We start from the raw sequence: 22176 nt of genomic DNA, 5'->3' as shown, positions 1-22176 counted from the left end.
AAATCGCGCCGCAATAAGCCGCACATTGCCGGGAATAAGATGATTGTTTTAAAGCGCAGCGCGTTTGCAAACGCACACATGCATGATGACGGAATAGCCACTCCGCTCCCCAAAAAAGTACGTTAAGAATGACCTTAATCTGATCCGGTGAAAGAAACAGATCTCTTTCACCGGTGAAGATTAATTAACCCGGCAACATGTTGCGCTATCAGACATGTTGTGGAATCCGGAATACGCTGACCAGATCTTTCATGACTCTGGCCTGTTCGTTAAGCATTTCAGAAGCGGCAACCGATTCCTCGACAAGCGCGGCGTTCTGCTGCGTCGTGGTATCGATCTGCCCGATGGCGATATTAATTTGATGAACGCCATCGCTTTGCTCAAGGCTGGCCTGCTCGATTTCTTTCAGAATACGGGTGACGCTATCGACATTTTGTACCAGTTCATCCATTTTTCCGTTTACCTGCCGCACCATCTCCAGCCCGCGGACGCTTTGCTGCGTTGAGTTCTCGATCAGTGCCCTGATCTCCTTCGACGAATTGGCCGTTTTCTGGGCAAGATTGCGAACTTCCTGCGCCACAACCGCAAACCCTTTACCATGTTCACCCGCGCGCGCCGCTTCAACGGCAGCGTTAAGCGCCAAAATATTGGTCTGGAAGGCAATGGAATCAATCAGATTGATGATGTCAGACATTTTATCCGCTGAGCTGCTGATATTCTGGATCTCTTGCGTTAGCGAAGCCATCAACTTTCCGTTATCCGTCACCGCACCACTCGCTCTCGCCGAAAGTTGCGACGCATTCGCCGTATTATCGCCAGTATTTTTTACCGTTGCAGAGATCTGTTCCATTGACGCTGCAGTCTGTTCGATAGAGCTGGCCTGCTCTTCCGTACGGGCTGATAAATCACGGGTTCCGGCCATAATTTGAGACGCGCCGGTCGCAATATTTTCGGCTCCGCCTCGTATTTCCGTGACAATTTTTATTAATTCATCCTGCATATGAGAAATCGCGCTGGTCAGTTGCCCGGTTTCATCTTTTGATGTCACCTTTATTTCTTCCCCAAGATTGCCTGCGGCGATACGCGTAGCAGCCTCAACCGCATGTTTAATCGGAATAACAATAGCACGTGAAATAACGATCGCCATGGTGGCAGCAAGAATCAGGCAAACTATCGCGATAATGATCATGACCATTTTTGACGTACTGTAATCATGCAAAAAATCAGTATATGACGATTGCATTTCATCTCGCTGGAGATTGATAAAGGTGTTAATTTTATCAATGTACTGTAATTCTTTTTCACGCGTATTATTTGTATATTCCTCAATCGCCGAAACAGGATCTGACTGAACGTTTTGTATTACCTTATTACGCGACTGGATATAGAGCTTTCGCATGTCCGTAACATTGGCTAAAAGCGCCTGGGACGCAGCATCGTCTGCCTCCGCGTTGAGTTGTTTATAGAGTTCGTTGATTTTTTCCGATCGTGAAGTCACTTCCTGCATTAACTGGCTTTGCTTTTGCGGATTTTTTTCGATTAATGCATTGAGAAACAGAATCGTTGATGTATTAACATCTCTGATAAGATTATTGCCCATTGCCGTGGTGGGATAATCCTCCGTGACAATTTTTGAGATCTTATTTTTGGCTTCGTCAAGTCGATACAGCGCATTTCCGGCGATGAAAGCCAGTAACACGATCAGAATACCGAACGAAAAAATAATCTTATTTCTGATACTTATACCTGTCGGCTTTACTATGGTAGCTTTGTTTTTCATTGTCTTTCCTTAGTGAATTAATAAGCACACCAACTGCGCAGTCGCAGATGGCATAGAAAAATATCGGCAGGATAATGATTTCTCTTAGTTATTGATCGGAATAAACTTAAAAAGAGACACTTACGATAGATAGTAACTATCAAAAAGGGGGCAATCGATCGTTTATTTATTTCTTATGGCTCGTCAATAAATAATTTAAAAAGATCTCCCTCAAGTTATCCAAAAATATTGATGAGCCGGAAGATGCTTTCCAACGCTTTGTAAGTAAAAAAAATAAAGCGAAATCTATCAGATTGAATTTTTCTTGATTAAGAAAAACCGTAAACCCTGAGGAACTTTAGGGATATTCTCAGGGTTACGATATGTAAACTGTTTATTCCCTCATGCTAAATTAAACTTTTGCAGGGTATCGTTAATAGAAGCAATTGCGCTGGAAACTCCTTGTTGTTTAATCTCCTCACCTTTTGAGGCGCCTTCCGCACGAATAAACCCGATATCGCTGATTCCCAGAAAACCAAAAAACGAAGCCAGATAGTTTTCCTGAAAATCCATGCTCTGAAGCGGAGTGTGATGGTAAAAACCACCCCGCGCTGATACAACGATAACTTTTTTACCGCCAGCCAGACCGATGGGACCAGAAGAGGTGTAGTTAAATGTTTTTCCCGGTTGCGCTATTCTGTCCAGCCATGCTTTTAACTGGCTGGAAACGGAGAAGTTATACATCGGTGCGCCAATAACAATAATATCACTGTCAAGAAATTCAGTGACGAGTTGTTGCGAAAGTGATTGCTCACTTTTATCAAATGCTGTTTCAGTTACGGTGTAAGATAATGGCCTGAACCCCGCAGCGATATCTGCTGTAAGATGCTGAATTTCATTTTTTACAACGTCACGATAAATAACTTCACTGTATTTCCCGCTGCCGGTGAGTTGCTTAATAACTTCGGATGATAAATGACGGGAGATGGAAGCATCGTGGTTAATACTTGAATCAATATGTAGAATTTTCATCGCTATTTCACCTTTATTGACCGGACGGAGGAATTCCCCGGGCTGCTTTATCTATCAATTCCGCTACCTTTTCCGGGTGGGATATCATCGACATGTGGCTGGCGTTGAGCCGGGTGGTATTTGCACCTATAGCACTGGCAAAACGTGACTGAACCGCAGGCGGAAGTGCGCGATCGTTTTCAGTAACAAGGTACCAGGAGGGTTTGTTTCGCCATGCCGCCTGCGTCACTTTCTCTGAAAAAGCGCCCGCTGCGATGGGTTGCTGTGCAGAGGCCAATAACGCCGCCTTTTTCTGCGACACATCGTTTGCCATAACGTCATGGAATACCTTCGGGTCATCCAGCCAGATAAACCCGTTACTGTCTGCCTGCATCCCTTCCATCGGGGCGTTTAAGCGCTGAAGTACATCAGCGACAGATTCGTTGCTGTCTGGCACCAGTGCCGAGAGGTAGACCAACCCCTTAACATTTGCTGCGTTTCCCGCTTCGGTAATGACGGCCCCGCCCCACGAGTGGCCGACAAGAAGGACATCCCCCTGCTGGCGTTCCAGCACTCTGCGGGTTGCCGCAACGTCATCGCGCAGCGAGGTCAGCGGGTTTTGCACGGCGGTAACATGGTAACCAAGGGACTGAAGGCGTGTTGTCACCTCATTCCAGCTCGAGCCATCCGTAAAAGCGCCATGGACCAGGACAATATTCTTAATGGGAAGCTCCTCCGCATGCAGCCTGATGGAAAAAACAGCGAGTAACCCGATGAATGCCAGGCGTTTTAAATTTCGTAATTGAAGGTACATATCTTCATCCGTTCTACAGCTTTCAGCCTATCCGTGCGGCTCAGTGTAGGGCCGGATAAAGGGGGTATGAAGTGTCTTAAATGACAGATATGATGCAAAATCTGACAATCTGTGGTGGATAAAAAAATGCATATCGCACTTCTGGCTCTGCCTGGCAGCATGAAATCGGCTATCGCTGGGCTCTCTGACATGTTCTGGCTGGCTAACCAGGTCATCTCGCAAAGCCCAGGCCTTAACACTCACGCTGACGCTACAGCGCCCTGGTTCATGGTTAAAGTGATCACACCAGACGGAAAACCGGTGGCTGACGCGCAGGGGCGATTGATTGAAAGCGACGGCGCGTTTAGCCACGCTGAGACATTTGATCTGGTTATTGCCAGCGGTATGCGGCTTGATGCCAACAAATTCCCGGTGGATTTTGCGGCGGTAAAAGCGGGCGCAGCGTGGGTTAAACATCATTATCAGCAAGGAAGCATTGTCGCGGGCGTATGTGCGGGAGGGTTTGTGCTTGGCGAAGCAGGCGTACTGAACGGCAGGATGTGCACAACAACATGGTGGCTTTTTCATACGTTACGTGAACGCTACCCCGCAGCCAACCCCATATGGGGTAAGACGCTGGCGGAAGAGGGAAATGTGATTACCACCGGCGGTCCGTTATCCTGGGCGGATCTTGTCATTCATATTGTGCGAAAAAAACGGGGTAATGAAGCGGCAAGAATGACAGCAGATATGGCCGTCGCTGACAGCCAGCCACTCTCACAGCATATTTATGCGCCTGGTGGATTTCTGAATTCGGTACATCCATTACTTATCAAAGCCGAAAATATTGTTCGTTACCAAAACATCGCTATCTCCGTTGAGCAACTCGCCGAACAACTGAATATGTCTTCACGGACGTTGCACAGGAAAATGGGTGAATTGTCACAGGAAACGCCCAAAAGTTTTATCACCCGGGTGCGCATTGAAAACGCAGCCGTGCTGCTGGAAAAACCGGGAAAAACGTTAGCGCAGATTGCCGGCGAATGCGGTTACAGTGACGAAACGGCCTTTCGACGCGCCTTCATTAGCGTGATGGGCATGTCACCCGGCAGATATAAAGAGTGGATTAAACAACGAAGCGGCTTACAGCAGCCCTGATACAGGATCTTTCCTGTCGCAGGGAGAGCCTTCTCGATGGCTGGATATCCCTTTTCACGCTGATATAAAAGGAAAATGATCGCAGGGAAGGGAAAATTTCTCAGGCAAGTAGACAGAAGCCAGAAAAACAAAGGGGTTACCTTTCGGTAACCCCTTGTTTAATCTGGCGGAAGCGCAGAGATTCGAACTCTGGAACCCTTTCGGGTCGCCGGTTTTCAAGACCGGTGCCTTCAACCGCTCGGCCACACTTCCGGAATGAGGCGCACTATAAACATCCCCGGGTCGTCTGTAAAGCCTGAGAATGTTTGTTTGCCTGAAAAACAATCAAAACCGTGTTATTTGTCTGAAATATCAGCGTTATGATCGTTTATTCAGCACGCTTCCCGGCAAAACTTAGTGTTTCTTGATGTACAAATCTTTCGTCAGATAGACGCCGAGGCTGTCAGGCGCAAAACCCCCGACCCACGGTTTCACCAGATGCGTACGCACATAATGGTAGACCGGAATGGCCGGAACATCCTGCCCGAGGAGATCTTCCGCTTGCTGGTAGTATTTCCCGCGTTCAGCAACGTCTTTCGCTTTCGCCGCATTTTGCATCGCTTCGTCATAGGCCGGATTACTGTACTTGCTGGTGTTTTCGCTGTCGCCGGTACGGAAGTTATTCAGGAAGGTCGCGGCATCATCATAGTCGGCAATCCATGCGTAGCGTACCGCATCAAAATTACCGGTATGCATGGTATCCAGCATGGTTTTCCACTCCTGATTTTGCAGCTTCGCTTCCACGCCGAGGTTTTTCTTCCACATCGAACTGGCGGCAATGGCAATACGCTGATGCGTCTCCATGGTATTGTAAAGCAGATTGAAGCTCAGCGGATGCGACGCGTTGAACCCGGCTTCGTTAAGCAGTTTTTTCGCTTCGGCTATCCGCTTTTCACGCGGCCATGACGCATAATCCGGCGACGCGATTTTCACGCCGCCGATTTGCGGCTGGCTGATAACCCATGCCGGACGCTGCCCCTGCCCCATCACTTTATCGGCGATGATGTCCTTATCCAGCGCCATATTCAGCGCCCGGCGTACGCGCGGATCGTTAAAAGGTGCTTTGGTGGTATTAAACTCGTAATAATAGGTCGCCAGTTGCGGTGCGACATGTACCTGATCGCCCAGCGTTTGCTGTAGCTGCGCGAACTGATTCACCGGAATGGTGTAAGTAATATCGATTTCACCCGCCTTGTAGCGGTTAACATCCGCCGTTTCGGCATTAATAGGCAGATAGGTGACTTTATTAATTACCGTCTGTTTGTTGTTCCAGTAGCGCGCGTTGCGCTCGGCAACGATGCGTTCGTTGACCACCCAATCGGTAACCTTATACGCGCCGCTGGTAACGATATGCTCCGGTTTGGTCCACTTATCGCCAAAACGGTTAATCAGCACCGGATCGACCGGCACCAGCGACGGGTGCGCCAGCATCGCCAGGAACGCGGCTGTTGGCTGCGTCAGCGTGACTTCCAGCGTTGAATCATCCAGCGCTTTCACCCCCAGCGTATCAGGCGATTTTTTACCTAATGCAATCTCCGCCGCATTCAGAATGTGCATGTTGCCAGGATAGCTGGCGTAAGGCGATGCGGTTTTCGGATCGACCAGACGCTGCCAGCTCCAGACCACATCTTTCGCGGTGATGGCGGTGCCATCTGACCAGGTGATGCCCGGACGCAGATGGAATACCCAGACCGTGTTGTCCTTGTTCTCCCATTTTTCCGCGAGGCGCGGTCCGATGGAACCGTCGTTCCTGACTGCCACCAGCCCGTCGAAGATATCGCTGATAATATTAAATTCGACGTCGCTTTCTACTTTATGCGGGTCCAGTGAAGAGGGCTCGCTGCCATTGTTGCGTACCAGTTCCTGTTTTTCTGCCAGCACAGTTCCTGCTGGCACGGTTGCGGCAAACGCGCCACTGCATGCGCTCAGAATGCCGACAGCCAGGAGAGAAAGTGCAATATGATTACGTGGTTGTGGTTTCATGTCCTTTTCGCCTTATTCATTTATAGTATGCCGACGCGTTTACACTCTTAGCGCCCAAAGATTTATATAGCAATAGATTTCAGTGACATATAAGACACCAATATGGTTCTGCTTCACATTAATCCCTTTATGCTGACTGGAGCACATTTCGTCGCAGGAAATATTGTGCTGGTACCCTTGCTTTATGAGTAAAGATGGGTAAAACAACTTTGTTACAAAGCCAGTCTTTTCTAGACTCGGCAAACAATTACATCTGTCATAAGAGAGTGACTCATGGATCGTATTATTACTTCATCGCGTGACCGCAGTTCCCTGCTCAGCACGCACAAAGTTTTACGCAATACCTATTTTCTGCTCAGCCTGACGCTGGCGTTTTCCGCTATCACCGCCACAGCCAGCACCGTTCTGATGCTGCCTTCGCCGGGGCTGATCCTGACGCTGGTGGGAATGTATGGTTTGATGTTCCTGACCTATAAACTGGCCAACAAACCGACCGGTATTCTGGCGGCGTTCGCGTTCACCGGTTTCCTGGGGTATATCCTTGGGCCCATCCTGAATGCCTACCTGTCAGCCGGTATGGGCGATGTGATCGGGCTGGCGCTCGGCGGCACTGCGCTGGTGTTCTTCTGCTGCTCGGCTTACGTGCTGACCACACGCAAAGATATGTCCTTCCTCGGCGGTATGCTGATGGCGGGCGTAGTGGTTGTGCTGATCGGTATGGTGGCGAACATCTTCCTGCAACTGCCGGCACTGCACCTGGCAATTAGCGCCGTGTTTATCCTGATTTCCAGCGGCGCGATTCTGTTTGAAACCAGCAACATCATTCACGGCGGTGAAACGAACTATATTCGCGCAACCGTCAGCCTGTATGTCTCGCTGTACAACATCTTTGTCAGCCTGCTGAGCATTCTGGGTTTTGCCAGCAGAGACTAAACGGCACTTCTGTGCAACAAGCCCCGCTTATGCGGGGCTTTGTTTTTTGCTACACTGCCGCCGTTGTTGGCTGACGTTGTGAAAAACTATGTTGATGTTTGAAGGCAAAGAAATTGAAACCGATAGCGAAGGCTATCTGAAAGATACCACCCTCTGGAGCGAAGCTCTGGCAGAGGTTATTGCGCAACAAGAGAGCATTACACTCTCCCCGGAACACTGGGAAGTGGTGCGCTTTGTGCGCGAATTCTATCTGGAATTTAATACCTCACCGGCTATTCGCATGCTGGTAAAAGCGATGGCGAATAAATTTGGCGAAGAGAAAGGCAACAGTCGTTATCTGTACCGCCTGTTCCCGAAAGGCCCGGCAAAACAGGCGACGAAAATCGCCGGCCTGCCTAAACCGGTGAAATGTATTTAATAGCGGATGCCAAAGTTCGTCCATTCTCTGCCGGGTTGATGCGGTTCAGTCAGCACTCTGTCAACCCGGGCGCTGCGCGGTCCCCCCGCTTTCAGCCATGCCATCAGTTTGTCGACGTTTTCCGCCTCTCCGCAAGCCACCACCTCGACACTGCCGTCGTCCAGATTGCGTGCATATCCCGTTAGCCCCAGACGCTGAGCTTCATGCTGCGTGCTGTAACGAAATCCGACGCCCTGCACCATTCCGTGTACCCAGGCAATTGTGCAAACTTGTGCCATCTTGTTCCCCTTTCTGTGCTGGCGCGTTGCATTTAACCGGCGAACCCGTGACAATAGCGCCCATTTTCTTCAGTTTACAGAATAGCCGAATATGAGCGTACGTTTAGTGTTAGCCAAAGGGCGCGAGAAATCGTTACTGCGCCGTCATCCCTGGGTTTTCTCCGGTGCAGTCGCACGGATGGAGGGTAAAGCCAGCCTCGGTGAAACCGTTGATATCGTCGATCACCAGGGTAAATGGCTGGCGCGCGGAGCATTGTCGCCTGCCTCGCAAATTCGCGCTCGCGTCTGGACGTTCGATAAAGATGAAAGCATTGATATCGCTTTCTTTACGCGTCGACTGCAACAGGCTCAGCAGTGGCGTGACTGGCTGGCGCAGCGCGACGGGCTGGACAGCTATCGCCTGATTGCCGGGGAATCCGACGGGCTGCCCGGCGTGACTATCGACCGCTTTGGCAATTTCCTTGTATTGCAGTTGCTGAGCGCAGGCGCGGAATACCAGCGTCCGGCACTTCTCTCCGCGCTACAAACCCTCTATCCGCAATGTTCTGTTTACGATCGCAGCGATGTCGCAGTGCGCAAAAAAGAGGGGCTGGAACTGACGCAGGGCCCGGTACTCGGTGAGCTGCCGCCTGCGTTGCTGCCCATCGAAGAGAACGGCATGAAGTTGTATGTCGATATTCAGGGCGGCCATAAAACCGGCTACTACCTTGATCAGCGCGACAGCCGCCTGGCGACCCGCCGCTATGTCGCTGATAAACGCGTTCTGAACTGTTTCTCCTATACCGGCGGCTTTGCCGTTTCTGCATTAATGGGCGGCTGCAGTCAGGTTGTCAGCGTGGATACTTCCCAGGAAGCACTGGATGTCGCGAAGCAGAACGTCACGCTCAACAAGCTTGATCTGAGTAAGGCCGAGTTTGTCCGCGATGATGTGTTCAAGCTGCTGCGCAAATACCGCGATCGGGGCGAAACCTTCGATGTGATTGTGATGGACCCGCCGAAGTTCGTTGAAAACAAGAGCCAGTTGATGGGCGCATGTCGCGGTTATAAAGACATCAACATGCTGGCGATTCAGTTGCTGAACCCGGGCGGCGTACTGCTGACCTTTTCCTGTTCTGGTTTGATGACCACCGATTTATTTCAGAAAATCATCGCCGATGCCGCAATAGATGCGGGCCGTGATGTACAATTTATAGAACAGTTCCGTCAGGCCGCCGATCATCCAGTGATCGCTCCCTACCCGGAAGGGCTGTATCTGAAAGGGTTTGCCTGTCGCGTCATGTAACTTGAATTTTGGAGCCGCACCCTCATATCTGAGGGAACAGAAGGTTCCCGGGAGGTGACAATGATAGCCAGCAAATTCGGTATCGGTCAGCAGGTTCGCCATTCGCTGCTGGGATATCTTGGCGTGGTGGTCGATATCGACCCTGAATATTCACTTGAGGAGCCGTCGGCGGATGAGCTGGCGGTGAATGACGAGTTACGTGCTCTGCCCTGGTATCATGTCGTTATGGAAGATGACGACGGCCAGGCGGTTCATACCTACCTTGCAGAGGCGCAACTCACCAGTGAAGTGATGGATGAGCACCCGGAACAACCCTCAATGGACGAGCTGGCGCGCACCATCCGCAGACAACTTCAGGCGCCACGCCTGCGTAACTGAACATACCCCGCCGACTGCGGGGTATTTTTTTACTTCGCCAGGCCCAGCCGGGGTATTTCAATCGCCGGGCAACGATCCATCACCACCCGTAATCCTGCCTCACGCGCCAGCACTGCCGCCTGTTCGTTAATCACCCCCAACTGCAACCACAGCGTTTTCGCACCAGCAGCAATGGCTTCCTGCGCCACACCCCAGGCCGCTTCAGAATTGCGGAAGACATCCACCATATCGATTTTTTCCGGCACTTCCGCGAGCGTTGCATATCCCTGCTGCCCAAGCAGTGTTTTCCCGGCGACTTTTGGCGAAACGGGGATCACGTGATACCCCTGATCCAGCAAGTATTTCATAACGCGGTAGCTCGGGCGGTCAGGCTTATCACTTGCCCCCACCAGCGCAATAGTCTGGGTCGATTGTAAAATATCGGCGATATCGGTTTCTTTCATGGTTTCCTCCGGGCGATTTCCCAAAGTGTACGTCAAACAAGGCTTCTCAACCATTTTCAGATTTTTTTATCTACTTCTCTTGCAGCATCAGGCGCTTCCAGTAATCTGTAGCGAAAATAACTGACGGGAACCGATGATGGAATCAACAACTCGCACCCTACCCGTGCGCAAACATATCGCGCTGGTGGCGCACGATCACTGCAAGCAATCGTTAATGAAGTGGGTAGAGCGGCATCAGCCGGTGCTGGCAAAACATGAACTTTATGCCACCGGCACGACCGGTAATTTGATTCAGCGCGCGACAGGTCTTGAAGTAAACGCCATGCTGAGCGGCCCTATGGGCGGCGACCAACAGGTAGGCGCGTTGATTTCAGAAGGGAAAATCGACGTGCTGATTTTCTTCTGGGATCCACTGAATGCCGTTCCGCACGATCCGGATGTCAAAGCGCTGCTGCGTCTGGCGACGGTCTGGAACATCCCGGTGGCGACTAACTTATCGACGGCGGACTTTATTATCGCCTCGCCGCAATTCAACGAGAGCGTCGACATTCTGATCCCCGATTATCAACGCTATCTGGCCGAACGGCTGAAGTAAACACAGGCGGCAGACGCCGCCTGTGTTCAGGGTTTTCTCGCCTGAGGAACATCCAGCGATTTGAGGATATCGACAAAACGCGACGGGTTTTCTTTATTAAACAGCAGCCAGACACGCTTACGCGCGCGCGTTATCGCCACGTACAGCAATCGCCGCTCTTCCGCGTCAGGAAACGTTTCTGTCTGAGGTAACAGCGCCTGCTCCATAATCGACTCGCGTGCCGGAGCAGGAAAACCGTCCTGCCCTTCATCTAGCCCCACCACGATCACATAATCAGCCTGCTGACCTTTACTGGCATGAATGGTCATAAAATCGAGCTGTAACTTTGGCCAGCGGGTTGCGGCCTTCGCGAGGCTTGCCGGTTTACGATGATGGTAGCGCGCCAACACCAGGATGCGATCCTCGGGCGTCGCATAGCCGCTGAGTTTATCCAGTAAGGCGTCGAGCTGATCCTCAGCCATCAACGTTACCGCGTGTTTATCTCCCGCCGTCAGGCTGTTAAGCGGTTTCGCCAGTTGCCACGGGTTTTGCTGAATAAAGCGATTTGCCACTTCACCGATGCGTGAATTGAAACGGTAAGTGGTATCGAGCGCACAAAGATCGCCCTCGCCAAAGTAGTCATGAAATGCGGTGGTCAGCGAAAGCTGCGCCCCGCTAAACCGGTAGATAGCCTGCCAGTCATCGCCGACGGCAAACAACGTAGTCTGCGAGTTTTGTTTACGCAAAGCCGCCAGCAGCGCCGCTCGCTGTGGGGAAATATCCTGAAACTCATCCACCAGGATATGCTTCCATGGGCTGATAAAACGCCCTTTCTCCAGCACATTGATGGCCTGGTGGATCAGACCGGAGAAATCGACTGCGTTTTCCGCCTTCAGCGCTGTTTTCCAGGCTTTCAATAGCGGAGCCATCAGCTTAATACGTTTACTGAACAGGTCGCGTACCTCTTCTGGCGCGTCGGCAATCATTTCAGCCTGCGCACCGCCATGCATTCGCATCAGGCCGATCCAGCGATCGAGACGCGGCCCGATGCGGCGCTGAAGTTTGTCATTTTCCCAGAAATTGCCTTCCGGCACGTCCCAGGCCATCTCCTCTTCCAGCCATTGCCGCCAGCCTTTTGCCTGCGCTTTTTTCTCGCTGCATTGCTGACACCAGGTTTCCGTAAGCAGCGCCAGACGCGCGGCAGTGTCGTTCTCCAGTTCGCTCAGCGCAGGTACTTTTTTACTGCCCTGCTGGATGATATACAGCGCCAGCGCATGGAAAGTCCGCGCGGTAATCTCTTCGGTGTGCAGCCGTTCGCGGATGCGCTCATCCATTTCCTGGGCAGCCTTACGGCCAAAAGCCAATAATAAAATCTGATCGGCAGCCGCCTCGCCGCGCGTAAGCAGCCAGCCAGCGCGCGCCACCAGCACGGAAGTTTTACCGCTGCCCGCTCCGGCCAACACCAGCAGCGACTGTTCACCATTCACCACGGCTCGCGCCTGTGAAGGATTGAGCGGGGAACTTTCTATCTGCTCAAAAAAGGCGGCATATTGCGTGAGCATCGCCTCGGTATAGGCCTTATTATGCTGCGCCCTTCGTTCTTCAACATCGTTCAGCCATGCCTGGCACTGCTGCCAGAGCTCGCGGCAGTTCTCAAATTCCGCCAGTCGGCTTACGGGCATCGGCAGCGCAGTAAAAGCCTGCTGCAATTGCTGTTGTAGCCCGGTAAGCTGTTTGCGCGTCAACCATTTCGCCCGATCGACACGCCCGGCAATCAGCTCAAGCTGCTCCGATAGCACACCAGCCGCCACTTCGCTCATCTCCGCGCCCCATTTGCTCCAGCGCTCATTAAGATGGTGATAAAAACGTTGGGTTTCGTTCCACTCCGTACCGTGAAGGCGCACCACTTTTTTGTCGGCAAGCTGAAACTCCATCTCGCCCCAGACCAGCCCGCGTTTGCACTCAATTGCCAGCAACTGATTAAAAGGAATAAGGTATTCATGCCGGTCGCCCGTGACTTTAATGCCCGCGTTCAGAATTACCGCGCGATCGTACGGGTGCTGGGCTAACCGTTTTCCCAGTGAAGTCGCTTTCAGTTCCATGACTTATCGTTCTCAGCCTGTGACAATAAAAGCCAGTTTACCTGCCAGAGAATTGGCGCTCCAGTGCAAAAAGTCGTTACAATTGCCGGGATACACCACTCATAGGGTTGTTCTGAGGTTTTATGCGTACTGTTCTGAATATTCTGAACTTTGTTCTTGGTGGTTTCGCCACCACACTGGGCTGGTTGCTGGCAACCGTGGCCAGTATCGTGCTAATTGTAACGCTGCCGCTGACGCGTTCCTGCTGGGAAATCACGAAACTCTCGCTTATTCCGTGGGGAAATGAAGCGATCCATATAGATGAACTGGAACCCGAGCGCCAGAATAGCCTGCTGAACGCGGGGGGAACGGCTCTGAATATCATCTGGTTTGTGCTGTTTGGCTGGTGGTTATGCGTTATGCATATTGCCGCCGGTATCGCGCAGTGCATCACTATTATCGGCATCCCGGTAGGCGTGGCGAATTTTAAAATTGCGGCGATTGCGCTCTGGCCGGTGGGTCGTCGTGTGGTTTCCGTCGAAACCGCCCGCGCAGCCCGCGAAGCTAACGCCCGTCGTCGTTTTCAGTAACCGGACCGAATGCCGCTATGTTAAGCCCTCTGCTTCGTCGTTACACATGGAATAGCGCCTGGCTGTATAACGTCAGAATTTTTATCGCCCTCTGCGGTACAGCAGCGCTCCCCTGGCTGCTTGGCGAGGTCAAACTGACCATCCCCTTAACGCTGGGCGTCGTGGCTGCCGCGCTGGCCGATCTGGACGATCGCCTGAGCGGACGGCTGAAGAACCTGATTATCACGCTGATCTCCTTTTTTATTGCTTCCGCCTCCGTCGAATTGCTGTTCCCGTGGCCGTGGCTGTTTGCTATCGGGCTTGTCAGCTCCACCTGCGGTTTTATCTTGTTGGGCGGGCTTGGGCAGCGCTACGCCACCATTGCCTTTGGTGCCTTACTGATTGCTGTTTACACCATGCTGGGGATTTCGCTTTTCGACCAGTGGTATCAGCAACCGCTGCTGTTGCTGGCAGGCGCCGTCTGGTTTAACTTCCTGACGCTGGTCGGGCACCTGGTTTTCCCCGTTCGCGCTTTGCAGGACAATCTTTCACGCAGTTACGGACAACTGGCGCACTATCTTGAACTGAAATCACGCCTGTTTGATCCGGATATTGAAGATGAAAGTCAGGCGCCGCTTTACGATCTGGCGTTGGCAAACGGTCAGCTCGTCGCGACGCTCAACCAGACCAAAGCAACATTGCTGACGCGCCTGCGTGGCGATCGTGGACAACGAAGCACGCGCCAGTCCCTGCATTACTATTTTGCCGCACAGGATATCCATGAGCGCGCCAGCTCATCGCACATTCAATACCAGACGCTGCGCGAACATTTCCGTTACAGCGATGTGATGTTCCGCTTTCAGCGTCTGTTATCAATGCAATCGCAGGCCTGTGACAGGCTTTCACACGCCATTCTGCTGCGCACGCCCTATCAACATGATTCCCGCTTCGAGCGTGCGTTTACGCATCTTGATGCCGCGTTAGATCGCATCCGCGCCAGCGGTGTGACGTCAGCCGATCATCTGAAAGCCCTGGGTTTTCTGCTCGATAACCTGCGCGCGATTGACGCACAATTAGCTACGATCGAAACGGAACAACCGCAGTCCCAGTTTCTGAATGAGACAGAAAACCAGTTAGCCGATGACAGCCTGAATAGCTTTAGCGATATCTGGTTACGGCTGCGCAATAATCTGACGCCGGAGTCTGCACTTTTCCGCCACGCCGTACGTATGTCGCTGGTACTGTGTGTTGGCTACGCATTTATTCAGGTAACCGGCTTACAGCATGGTTACTGGATCCTGCTGACCAGTCTTTTCGTCTGCCAACCCAACTATAACGCCACCCGCCATCGCCTGACCCTGCGCGTCATCGGCACGCTGGTAGGTGTGGCGATAGGTTTACCGGTGCTCTATTTCGTTCCTTCCCATGAAGGGCAACTGGTGCTGATCGTGATTACCGGCGTACTGTTTTTTGCTTTTCGCACCGTGCAATACGCGCATGCTACGATGTTTATCACCCTGCTGGTGCTGCTCTGCTTTAATCTGCTCGGTGAGGGCTTTGAAGTAGCGATTCCCCGTATCATCGACACGCTGATAGGCTGCGTGATTGCCTGGGCGGCGGTAAGCTTTATCTGGCCCGACTGGCGTTTTCGCCACCTGCCACGCGTGACAGAGCAGGCTCTCGATGCTAACTGCCGTTACCTCGACGCGATTCTGGAACAGTACCATCAGGGACGCGACAACCGACTGGCGTACCGTATTGCCCGGCGCAATGCCTATAACCGTGATGCTGAGCTGGCGTCGGTCGTATCCAATATGTCTTCAGAACCCGGCGCATCACCTGAGCTCCGCGATGTGGCATTCCGTTTGCTGTGCCTGAACCACACCTTTACCAGCTATATTTCTGCACTTGGCGCGCATCGCGAGCAGCTCACCCATCCCGATATTTTGCATCTGCTTGATGACGCCGTCTGTTATGTAGACGACGCCCTGCATCACCTTCCTTCTGATCATGCGCGCGTACAGGAAACGCTAAGTTCCCTGTCGCAGCGCATTAAACATTTAGATCCGCGCCCGGATAGCAAAGAGCCGCTGGTCCTTCAACAGATAGGCCTGCTTATCGCCTTATTGCCGGAAGTTTGCCGTCTGAAAAGCCAACTGGTTCAGTGAGGATTGGCCGTTTTCTTCATCACAATAGCGAACCACTCCATCAGTTCCTGGCGCGTCTGCGCCGGGAGCGCCGCTTCGTGCAACCCAGCGATAGCGCCTTCCAGCGCCAGAAGAATTTTCACACCCAGGTGGCGATTCGCTTTCCGCAGCCTGAGCCAACTGGCCTTTGCGCCAAGAAGACGCAGCGTCTGTACATCCATAATCCCGGCATCACGAAGCTGCATTTCGAGCTGAAACGTCAGATTAGGGAGATCGCGCAGACGTTTTCGGGCGCTGCGCTGCACTTTTTCACGCCGGGCAGCATCGAGAGAATATGCCGAAAGTTCCAGCAGCATAGGGCGATCGTTCCATAAAGCCTGATCCACAAAATAGTAATTTAACGAAACCTCCCGTCCACGTTTGTTGAATATTAAAAGTGGCGCATGGTGCGTTATTGCATATTGAGCGCTTTGTTCACAGGCCCGCAGGTAAAGCTCTCCTTCGGCCACCATCGCAAAAACCGTGTCCTCCACCGACAAGCTATAACCGCCAAAATGGGCACGGTGACGAATTTCTCCAAGGGATGTGAGATATTCACATGATTGATGTATACACTGATAAGAAAGGTCTTCCATGATTTTTTCCTTATAAATCACACAGTAAAGCCACTACGATGTTAGCTGTTTCGTTAGGCAGGAACATAGGCAACTGTGGGCGGGACAGCAAGCGAATTTTGCGTTGTGCGGTAAAGACAAAACAAAAATGCGAGATAGTTTCAGAAATTGAGGTTGATCTTTGAACATTCAGGGGTTACTGTATGTTTATACAGTAACTCACAGGGCTGGATTGATTATGTACACTTCAGGCTATGCTAAGCGTTCAACGACATTCGATTCCGCACTCACTACGTTAAATCATGCTGAACCCTCCCGCATTGCGTCCGGGCTTATTAGCGAAGTGGTTTATCGCGAAGATCAGCCAGGAATGACGCAGCTTCTTTTATTACCCTTGTTGCAGCAACTCGGCCAACAGTCCCGCTGGCAGTTATGGCTCACGCCACAACAGAAACTGAGCCGTGAATGGGTGCAATCCGTTGGTCTGCCACTCACCAAGGTGATGCAGGTTAACCAGCTTTCACCTTGCCTGACGCTGGAATCAATGATCCGCGCATTACGCACCGGGAACTATAGCGTCGTAATTGGCTGGCATGCGGAAGAATTAACCGAAGATGAACACCGCCGACTGGTGATGGCAGCAGAAGAAGGCAACGCGATCGGCTTCGTTATGCGTCCAGTACGTCATGATCCTCTGGCTGCGAGACAGCATTCCGGGATAAAAATTCACTCAAATTTGTATCATTGAGTAAATTTAAGAGTATTCCTGGGATTATTTTTGCCTGAAGCTTGCTTTTGCATTTTATCCGCAAAATACAGCGACAAAGCCTGTGTGGCGCGCTTTTCAGCCTAATAGCATCGGACAAAATAGCAGCGGAATTGTTAAATATTGTGTACACAAAGCCTTTTTTTTCATATGCCTGACGGAGTTCACACTTGTAAGTTTCCAACTACGTTGTAGACTTTACATCGCCAGGGGTGCTCGGCATAAGCCAAAGATATCGGTAAAGATATCTGCTGAATAGTTAGTGAGCAACGCCCCCGGTGAAGGATTTAACCGTGGCATCTCTGAGAGATAACCATGGCGATTTTTGGATGATAACGAGGCGCAAAAATGAAAAAGACAGCTATCGCGATTGCAGTGGCACTGGCTGGTTTCGCTACCGTAGCGCAGGCCGCTCCGAAAGATAACACCTGGTATGCAGGTGGCAAACTGGGTTGGTCCCAGTATCATGACACAGGTGCGGTATGGCAGAACGATGGCCCGACCCACGAAAGCCAACTGGGTGCTGGTGCGTTCGGTGGCTACCAGGTTAACCCGTACGTTGGTTTCGAACTGGGTTATGACTGGCTGGGCCGTATGCCGTACAAAGGCGACACCGTTAACGGCGCGTTCAAAGCTCAGGGCGTTCAACTGACTGCTAAACTGGGTTACCCGATCACTGACGATCTGGATATCTATACCCGTCTGGGTGGTATGGTATGGCGTGCTGATGGTCAGAGCAACCAGGGCTTCAAAGATCACGATACCGGTGTTTCTCCGGTCTTCGCTGGTGGTGTTGAGTATGCACTGACTCGTGATATTGCTACCCGTCTGGAATACCAGTGGGTTAACAACATCGGTGACGCAAGCACCGTTGGTGCTCGCCCGGATAACGGTATGCTGAGCGTAGGTGTTTCCTACCGTTTCGGCCAGCAGGAAGATGCAGCTCCAGTAGTTGCAGCTCCGGCCCCGGCTCCGGCTCCGGAAGTGCAGACCAAACACTTCACCCTGAAGTCTGACGTTCTGTTCAACTTCAACAAAGCAACTCTGAAACCGGAAGGTCAGCAGGCGCTGGATCAGCTGTATGGTCAGCTGAGCAACCTGGATCCGAAAGACGGTTCAGTAGTGGTTCTGGGCTTCACCGACCGTATCGGTTCTGACGCTTACAACCAGGGTCTGTCCGAGAAACGTGCTCAGTCCGTTGTTGATTACCTGATCTCTAAAGGTATCCCGGCGAACAAAATCTCCGCACGTGGTATGGGCAAATCCAACCCGGTTACCGGCAGCACCTGCGACAACGTGAAACCACGCGCAGCGCTGATCGATTGCCTGGCACCGGATCGTCGTGTAGAGATCGAAGTGAAAGGCAGCAAAGACGTTGTAACTCAGCCGCAGGCTTAAGTTTACGTCTTAGCAAAAACCCCGCCAGAGCGCGGGGTTTTTTATTGCCTGAAATCCTGTCACGTCTTAGAGAAAACTCACTCTTTACCTAACAGCGCCTGCAAATCATGTTTCAGTGTGGACATCTGCGAAGCGTACTTCTCTTTATGTTCCGCATCCTCAATCAGTTGCACAATCGTTTCAGACAGTGTTTTTCCCCGTCGCTGCGCCAGCCCCGCAAGTCGTTGCCAGACGACAAACTCCAGGTCGATTGACTTTTTACGCGTATGCTGGTGCTCCGCGTTAAAATGGCGTTTACGCCTGGCGCGAATAGTCTGCTTCATTCGATTAACCAGTGCCGGATTGATATGAAGACCAATCCATTCATTCACCTGTACCGGCTCATTTTCGAGGGTCAACAATACATCGACGGCTTCCTTCGCAGCACTGGCTTCTATATAACGCGTGATCAGTTCCCCTTCACGGTGCTTTTTAACCAGATACTTCCATTTCCAGCCGCTTTCGAGGTTTTCCAGTTGTTGATATTTCATTGCTCTCTCAACGTTACCGTGTAACTCAGTTCAGAATATCAGTTTTTTGTCACTCTGCTTAAAAGAAATCGTCCGCTGTGAGCTATCGTCCAGCTTCGCATCGCGAAAGCGCGTAATCCCGGTGTGTTAAAGAAGGGTTTACGGTATAATCTCGCCTTTTACATCAGACCAAAAAAACGACTTTGACCATTACAAAACTTGAATGGAACGACCTGGTTCCTGATACTGAAAGCTATCAGGAAGTTTTTGAATCGTCCGAATCAGCGCCCGAAGCGGACTTCTCGCTGGCCGATACGCAACCCCGATTACAGTACGCGCTGGAGCAACTGCTCTATCCGCAGGCAACGTCACGCTTTTTACTGGCAAAAGCGCCAGAAGAAGCTGAATACCTGGCACTTATTGCTTACGCTACCGAAGAAATGATTCCTCAGGACCGCCCGCTTGCCGGGGGGCAATACCACATCGACGGCGCATCGGTAAGTTTTGACCTGGCAACCAGTGCACAATCTACTTTCACAGGAAGCAAGCCAGTAGCGATTGCTGAGTGGATCGAAGCGGAGCAACTGTTTGGTTGTTTGCGTCAGTTCAATCATGAAATTACTTTGCAGCCGGGTCTGGTACATCAGGCAAACGGCGGGGTGCTGATCATTTCCCTGCGCACGCTGCTTGCGCAACCGCTGCTGTGGATGCGTCTGAAAACAATGGTGACGCAGCGCCGTTTTGACTGGGTCTCCTTCGACGAATCTCGCCCTCTGCCGGTCAGTATCCCGTCTATGCCACTGGATCTGAAAGTGATTCTTGTTGGGGAACGCGAATCGCTGGCTGATTTCCAGGAGATGGAGCCCGATCTGGGTGCGCAGGCAATTTACAGCGAATATGAAGAAACACTGCAAATTGTGGATACCGAAACAATTGGAACCTGGCGTCAATGGGTCGAGCAGGTTGCACACAGCGCTCAGCTCCCCTCACCCGGTACCGATGCGTGGCAGCCGTTAATTCGTGAAGCAGTACGCTATACCGGCGATCAGGAGACGTTGCCGCTCTGCCCATTATGGCTGGCGCGCCAGTTGCGGGAAGTCGCGGCGATAGCCACAGGCGCTACGTTCAATGGCGATGAGCTTCGCTCGATGTTTGCTCAACGTGAATGGCGCGAAGGGTTTCTCGCTGAACGGATGCAGGACGAAATTCTGCTGGAACAAATCCTCATCGAAACCGAAGGCGAGCAGATTGGTCAGATCAACGCGCTGTCAGTCATCGAGTTTCCTGGTCACCCACGTGCATTCGGTGAGCCTTCACGTATTAGTTGCGTCGTTCATGTCGGTGACGGCGAGTTTAACGATATTGAACGCAAAGCAGAACTGGGCGGCAATATCCACGCGAAAGGCATGATGATCATGCAAGCGTTCCTGATGGCGGAACTGGAGCTGGAACAGCAGCTTCCCTTCTCTGCCTCGCTCACCTTTGAGCAATCTTACAGCGAAGTTGATGGCGACAGCGCCTCGATGGCGGAGCTGTGCGCCTTAATGAGCGCCCTTGCAGAAGTGCCCATCAATCAGAGTCTGGCGATCACCGGCTCCGTGGATCAGTTCGGTCGTTCACAGCCAGTTGGCGGGTTGAATGAAAAAATCGAAGGCTTTTTCGCCATTTGCCAACAGCGGGAGCTCACAGGTAAGCAAGGGGTGATTATTCCTTCAGCAAATGTGCGTCATCTCTCGTTGCATCAGGAACTGCTGGATGCGGTTCAGGCGCAACAATTTTTTATCTGGGCCGTAGATGATGTTCGTGATGCGCTACCTTTATTAACAGGCCTGCCGTGGGAAGCTGAAGGACAAAACAACCTCAAGCAACTCATTCAGGAACGTATCGCACAGGCGACGCAACAGGATGCACGCCACCGTTTCCCGTGGCCGCTGCGCTGGTTGAATTGGTTTAACCAAAACTGATCGGACTTGTTCAGCGTACACGTGTTAGCTATCCTGCGTCCGAAATTACAAATAAGGCTTACTGAGAACATGGTAGATAAACGCGAATCCTATACAAAAGAAGATCTTCTTGCCTCTGGTCGCGGCGAACTGTTTGGTGCAAAAGGCCCACAATTGCCGGCACCAAATATGTTGATGATGGACCGTGTGGTCAAAATGACCGAGACCGGCGGTAACTTTAATAAAGGTTATGTCGAAGCTGAGCTGGATATCAATCCGGACCTGTGGTTCTTCGGCTGCCATTTCATCGGCGATCCGGTTATGCCTGGCTGCCTCGGTCTGGATGCTATGTGGCAGCTGGTTGGTTTTTACCTCGGCTGGCTTGGCGGCGAAGGTAAAGGCCGTGCGCTGGGCGTCGGTGAAGTGAAATTTACCGGTCAGGTTCTGCCGACAGCAAAAACCGTTACTTACCGTATCCACTTCAAACGCATTGTGAACCGTCGTTTGATCATGGGTCTGGCCGATGGTGAAGTTCTGGTCGATGGTCGCGTGATCTACACTGCTTCCGACCTGAAAGTGGGTCTGTTCCAGGACACCTCCACTTTCTGATAGCGAATTCTCATCCGCTATAAAGGCGAAACCTCCGCAATGCGGAGGTTTCTTTTTAAAGAGACAGAATCAGGCGATAACTGCCCTGTCTTCCATGGCCTCTCGCCAGCCTCCCAGCCATTCGGACCTTTGATTCAGGGTTTGGTACGGACACATTTCTTTCGGGCGTCCGGTAATACCAGCCTGATAACCACGTTGATGTGCCCGTTCCAGGCGATCTCGTTTTTGTCTCTTCATGCCTCGTTTCCCTCATTCTTTGATCTGGTGGAAAAGAAAACAGTGGTTACTTAATGCGCAACCACAGGTAACGAATACCTTGAATAGACGTTGTCGTCAATGCGCAAAATTCACGCCAGTGTCATAAATGTGAGCTACCCGGAAATTCATTTGTACAAAAAATGTGAGCCAGCACAACTAATGTACGGAGCATCCTGACAAAAAAAAACCGCCACGGTTTTTAGCCATGACGGTTCATTTTTGATTAAATTTTC

At 51.6% G+C, this 22176-nt stretch carries 22 protein-coding genes and 1 tRNA gene; 12 read left to right on the top strand and 11 right to left on the bottom strand.

Annotated features, from left to right (window positions below):
- Nucleotides 1–208: 208 nt before the first annotated feature.
- The 3 genes from C0557_RS08370 to C0557_RS08360 form a co-directional block, all read right to left on the bottom strand.
- Entirely contained in the window at nucleotides 209–1780 is a 1572-nt protein-coding gene (locus C0557_RS08370; RefSeq protein WP_208658126.1) for a methyl-accepting chemotaxis protein, read from the bottom strand.
- 381 nt (nucleotides 1781–2161) lie between these two features.
- Entirely contained in the window at nucleotides 2162–2791 is a 630-nt protein-coding gene (locus C0557_RS08365) for an FMN-dependent NADH-azoreductase (RefSeq protein WP_208658125.1), read from the bottom strand.
- A gap of 13 nt (nucleotides 2792–2804) precedes the next feature.
- Nucleotides 2805–3584, bottom strand: coding sequence for an alpha/beta fold hydrolase (locus tag C0557_RS08360; protein ID WP_208658124.1), 780 nt, complete (start codon nucleotides 3582–3584; stop codon nucleotides 2805–2807).
- Between the two features lie 126 nt (nucleotides 3585–3710).
- Between C0557_RS08360 and C0557_RS08355 the strand changes: the two genes are divergently transcribed.
- Nucleotides 3711–4721, top strand: coding sequence for a GlxA family transcriptional regulator (locus tag C0557_RS08355; RefSeq protein WP_208658123.1), 1011 nt, complete (start codon nucleotides 3711–3713; stop codon nucleotides 4719–4721).
- Between the two features lie 164 nt (nucleotides 4722–4885).
- On the opposite strand, the gene C0557_RS08350 is transcribed toward C0557_RS08355, so the two are convergent.
- A tRNA-Ser gene (locus C0557_RS08350) sits at nucleotides 4886–4973 on the bottom strand.
- A 141-nt stretch (nucleotides 4974–5114) separates the two neighbouring features.
- On the bottom strand, nucleotides 5115–6743 hold the full coding sequence (locus tag C0557_RS08345; RefSeq protein WP_208658122.1) for an ABC transporter substrate-binding protein: 1629 nt from the start codon (nucleotides 6741–6743) through the stop codon (nucleotides 5115–5117).
- 273 nt (nucleotides 6744–7016) lie between these two features.
- On the opposite strand from C0557_RS08345, the gene yccA reads away from it, so the two are divergent.
- Both yccA and tusE read left to right on the top strand, forming a co-directional pair.
- Nucleotides 7017–7676 (top strand): FtsH protease modulator YccA, encoded by a 660-nt coding sequence (yccA, locus tag C0557_RS08340; RefSeq protein WP_007374196.1) that lies wholly within the window; start codon nucleotides 7017–7019, stop codon nucleotides 7674–7676.
- A gap of 88 nt (nucleotides 7677–7764) precedes the next feature.
- Nucleotides 7765–8094, top strand: coding sequence for a sulfurtransferase TusE (tusE, locus tag C0557_RS08335; RefSeq protein ID WP_208658121.1), 330 nt, complete (start codon nucleotides 7765–7767; stop codon nucleotides 8092–8094).
- On the opposite strand, the gene yccX is transcribed toward tusE, so the two are convergent.
- Nucleotides 8091–8372 carry an acylphosphatase gene (gene yccX / locus C0557_RS08330; RefSeq protein ID WP_208658120.1) on the bottom strand — a complete coding sequence of 94 codons (282 nt, stop codon included), beginning with the start codon at nucleotides 8370–8372 and terminating at the stop codon, nucleotides 8091–8093. The genes tusE and yccX overlap by 4 nt on opposite strands.
- A 91-nt stretch (nucleotides 8373–8463) precedes the next feature.
- Between yccX and rlmI the strand changes: the two genes are divergently transcribed.
- Nucleotides 8464–9654 (top strand): 23S rRNA (cytosine(1962)-C(5))-methyltransferase RlmI, encoded by a 1191-nt coding sequence (rlmI, locus tag C0557_RS08325; protein ID WP_074775687.1) that lies wholly within the window; start codon nucleotides 8464–8466, stop codon nucleotides 9652–9654.
- A 60-nt stretch (nucleotides 9655–9714) separates the two neighbouring features.
- Entirely contained in the window at nucleotides 9715–10032 is a 318-nt protein-coding gene (hspQ, locus tag C0557_RS08320; protein ID WP_007374192.1) for a heat shock protein HspQ, read from the top strand.
- Nucleotides 10033–10061: 29 nt separating this feature from the next.
- Here hspQ and C0557_RS08315 read toward each other — a convergent pair whose 3' ends face one another.
- Nucleotides 10062–10475 (bottom strand): CoA-binding protein, encoded by a 414-nt coding sequence (locus C0557_RS08315; protein ID WP_064567431.1) that lies wholly within the window; start codon nucleotides 10473–10475, stop codon nucleotides 10062–10064.
- 136 nt (nucleotides 10476–10611) lie between these two features.
- On the opposite strand from C0557_RS08315, the gene mgsA reads away from it, so the two are divergent.
- Nucleotides 10612–11070, top strand: coding sequence for a methylglyoxal synthase (gene mgsA / locus C0557_RS08310; protein ID WP_074775683.1), 459 nt, complete (start codon nucleotides 10612–10614; stop codon nucleotides 11068–11070).
- A 26-nt stretch (nucleotides 11071–11096) separates the two neighbouring features.
- Here the strand turns inward: mgsA and helD are convergent, their stop codons facing one another.
- Entirely contained in the window at nucleotides 11097–13151 is a 2055-nt protein-coding gene (gene helD / locus C0557_RS08305; protein WP_208658119.1) for a DNA helicase IV, read from the bottom strand.
- Between the two features lie 122 nt (nucleotides 13152–13273).
- On the opposite strand from helD, the gene C0557_RS08300 reads away from it, so the two are divergent.
- Nucleotides 13274–13720 carry a YccF domain-containing protein gene (locus C0557_RS08300; protein ID WP_074775679.1) on the top strand — a complete coding sequence of 149 codons (447 nt, stop codon included), beginning with the start codon at nucleotides 13274–13276 and terminating at the stop codon, nucleotides 13718–13720.
- 17 nt (nucleotides 13721–13737) lie between these two features.
- Nucleotides 13738–15867 (top strand): YccS family putative transporter, encoded by a 2130-nt coding sequence (gene yccS / locus C0557_RS08295; protein WP_208658118.1) that lies wholly within the window; start codon nucleotides 13738–13740, stop codon nucleotides 15865–15867.
- Here yccS and C0557_RS08290 read toward each other — a convergent pair.
- Complete coding sequence (locus tag C0557_RS08290) at nucleotides 15861–16481, bottom strand: TfoX/Sxy family DNA transformation protein (protein WP_074775675.1); 621 nt, start codon at nucleotides 16479–16481, stop codon at nucleotides 15861–15863. The two genes, yccS and C0557_RS08290, sit on opposite strands and share 7 nt — an antisense overlap.
- Before the next feature lie 217 nt (nucleotides 16482–16698).
- Here C0557_RS08290 and sulA point away from each other — a divergent pair, with 217 nt between their 5' ends.
- Nucleotides 16699–17208 (top strand): SOS-induced cell division inhibitor SulA, encoded by a 510-nt coding sequence (gene sulA / locus C0557_RS08285; RefSeq protein WP_074775673.1) that lies wholly within the window; start codon nucleotides 16699–16701, stop codon nucleotides 17206–17208.
- Between the two features lie 366 nt (nucleotides 17209–17574).
- Nucleotides 17575–18624, top strand: a complete 1050-nt coding sequence (gene ompA, locus C0557_RS08280; protein ID WP_074775671.1) for a porin OmpA — start codon at nucleotides 17575–17577, stop codon at nucleotides 18622–18624.
- Between the two features lie 77 nt (nucleotides 18625–18701).
- Here the strand turns inward: ompA and matP are convergent, their stop codons facing one another.
- Nucleotides 18702–19154, bottom strand: coding sequence for a macrodomain Ter protein MatP (gene matP / locus C0557_RS08275; RefSeq protein WP_007374182.1), 453 nt, complete (start codon nucleotides 19152–19154; stop codon nucleotides 18702–18704).
- Between the two features lie 182 nt (nucleotides 19155–19336).
- Between matP and C0557_RS08270 the strand changes: the two genes are divergently transcribed.
- Nucleotides 19337–21097, top strand: a complete 1761-nt coding sequence (locus C0557_RS08270) for a Lon protease family protein (RefSeq protein ID WP_208658117.1) — start codon at nucleotides 19337–19339, stop codon at nucleotides 21095–21097.
- A gap of 69 nt (nucleotides 21098–21166) precedes the next feature.
- Nucleotides 21167–21685 carry a bifunctional 3-hydroxydecanoyl-ACP dehydratase/trans-2-decenoyl-ACP isomerase gene (gene fabA, locus C0557_RS08265; protein WP_074775667.1) on the top strand — a complete coding sequence of 173 codons (519 nt, stop codon included), beginning with the start codon at nucleotides 21167–21169 and terminating at the stop codon, nucleotides 21683–21685.
- A gap of 69 nt (nucleotides 21686–21754) precedes the next feature.
- Here fabA and rmf read toward each other — a convergent pair whose 3' ends face one another.
- The gene (rmf, locus tag C0557_RS08260; RefSeq protein WP_017456222.1) at nucleotides 21755–21922 is read right to left on the bottom strand and encodes a ribosome modulation factor; all 168 of its coding nucleotides are present in this window, start codon (nucleotides 21920–21922) and stop codon (nucleotides 21755–21757) included.
- Nucleotides 21923–22176: the final 254 nt, after the last annotated feature.

It is taken from the genome of Kosakonia sp. MUSA4, from assembly GCF_013085925.1.
Lineage (GTDB): Bacteria > Pseudomonadota > Gammaproteobacteria > Enterobacterales > Enterobacteriaceae > Kosakonia > Kosakonia sacchari_B.
This window is presented reverse-complemented; position numbering and strand designations above follow the sequence as displayed.

Bases quoted from the DNA above. Each gene is read 5' to 3' on its own strand.
- C0557_RS08370 (WP_208658126.1), bottom strand. From the start codon at position 1,780: ATGAAAAACAAAGCTACCATAGTAAAGCCGACAGGTATAAGTATCAGA.
- C0557_RS08365 (WP_208658125.1), bottom strand. From the start codon at position 2,791: ATGAAAATTCTACATATTGATTCAAGTATTAACCACGATGCTTCCATC.
- C0557_RS08360 (WP_208658124.1), bottom strand. From the start codon at position 3,584: ATGTACCTTCAATTACGAAATTTAAAACGCCTGGCATTCATCGGGTTA.
- C0557_RS08355 (WP_208658123.1), top strand. From the start codon at position 3,711: ATGCATATCGCACTTCTGGCTCTGCCTGGCAGCATGAAATCGGCTATC.
- C0557_RS08345 (WP_208658122.1), bottom strand. From the start codon at position 6,743: ATGAAACCACAACCACGTAATCATATTGCACTTTCTCTCCTGGCTGTC.
- yccA (WP_007374196.1), top strand. From the start codon at position 7,017: ATGGATCGTATTATTACTTCATCGCGTGACCGCAGTTCCCTGCTCAGC.
- tusE (WP_208658121.1), top strand. From the start codon at position 7,765: ATGTTGATGTTTGAAGGCAAAGAAATTGAAACCGATAGCGAAGGCTAT.
- yccX (WP_208658120.1), bottom strand. From the start codon at position 8,372: ATGGCACAAGTTTGCACAATTGCCTGGGTACACGGAATGGTGCAGGGC.
- rlmI (WP_074775687.1), top strand. From the start codon at position 8,464: ATGAGCGTACGTTTAGTGTTAGCCAAAGGGCGCGAGAAATCGTTACTG.
- hspQ (WP_007374192.1), top strand. From the start codon at position 9,715: ATGATAGCCAGCAAATTCGGTATCGGTCAGCAGGTTCGCCATTCGCTG.
- C0557_RS08315 (WP_064567431.1), bottom strand. From the start codon at position 10,475: ATGAAAGAAACCGATATCGCCGATATTTTACAATCGACCCAGACTATT.
- mgsA (WP_074775683.1), top strand. From the start codon at position 10,612: ATGGAATCAACAACTCGCACCCTACCCGTGCGCAAACATATCGCGCTG.
- helD (WP_208658119.1), bottom strand. From the start codon at position 13,151: ATGGAACTGAAAGCGACTTCACTGGGAAAACGGTTAGCCCAGCACCCG.
- C0557_RS08300 (WP_074775679.1), top strand. From the start codon at position 13,274: ATGCGTACTGTTCTGAATATTCTGAACTTTGTTCTTGGTGGTTTCGCC.
- yccS (WP_208658118.1), top strand. From the start codon at position 13,738: ATGTTAAGCCCTCTGCTTCGTCGTTACACATGGAATAGCGCCTGGCTG.
- C0557_RS08290 (WP_074775675.1), bottom strand. From the start codon at position 16,481: ATGGAAGACCTTTCTTATCAGTGTATACATCAATCATGTGAATATCTC.
- sulA (WP_074775673.1), top strand. From the start codon at position 16,699: ATGTACACTTCAGGCTATGCTAAGCGTTCAACGACATTCGATTCCGCA.
- ompA (WP_074775671.1), top strand. From the start codon at position 17,575: ATGAAAAAGACAGCTATCGCGATTGCAGTGGCACTGGCTGGTTTCGCT.
- matP (WP_007374182.1), bottom strand. From the start codon at position 19,154: ATGAAATATCAACAACTGGAAAACCTCGAAAGCGGCTGGAAATGGAAG.
- fabA (WP_074775667.1), top strand. From the start codon at position 21,167: ATGGTAGATAAACGCGAATCCTATACAAAAGAAGATCTTCTTGCCTCT.
- rmf (WP_017456222.1), bottom strand. From the start codon at position 21,922: ATGAAGAGACAAAAACGAGATCGCCTGGAACGGGCACATCAACGTGGT.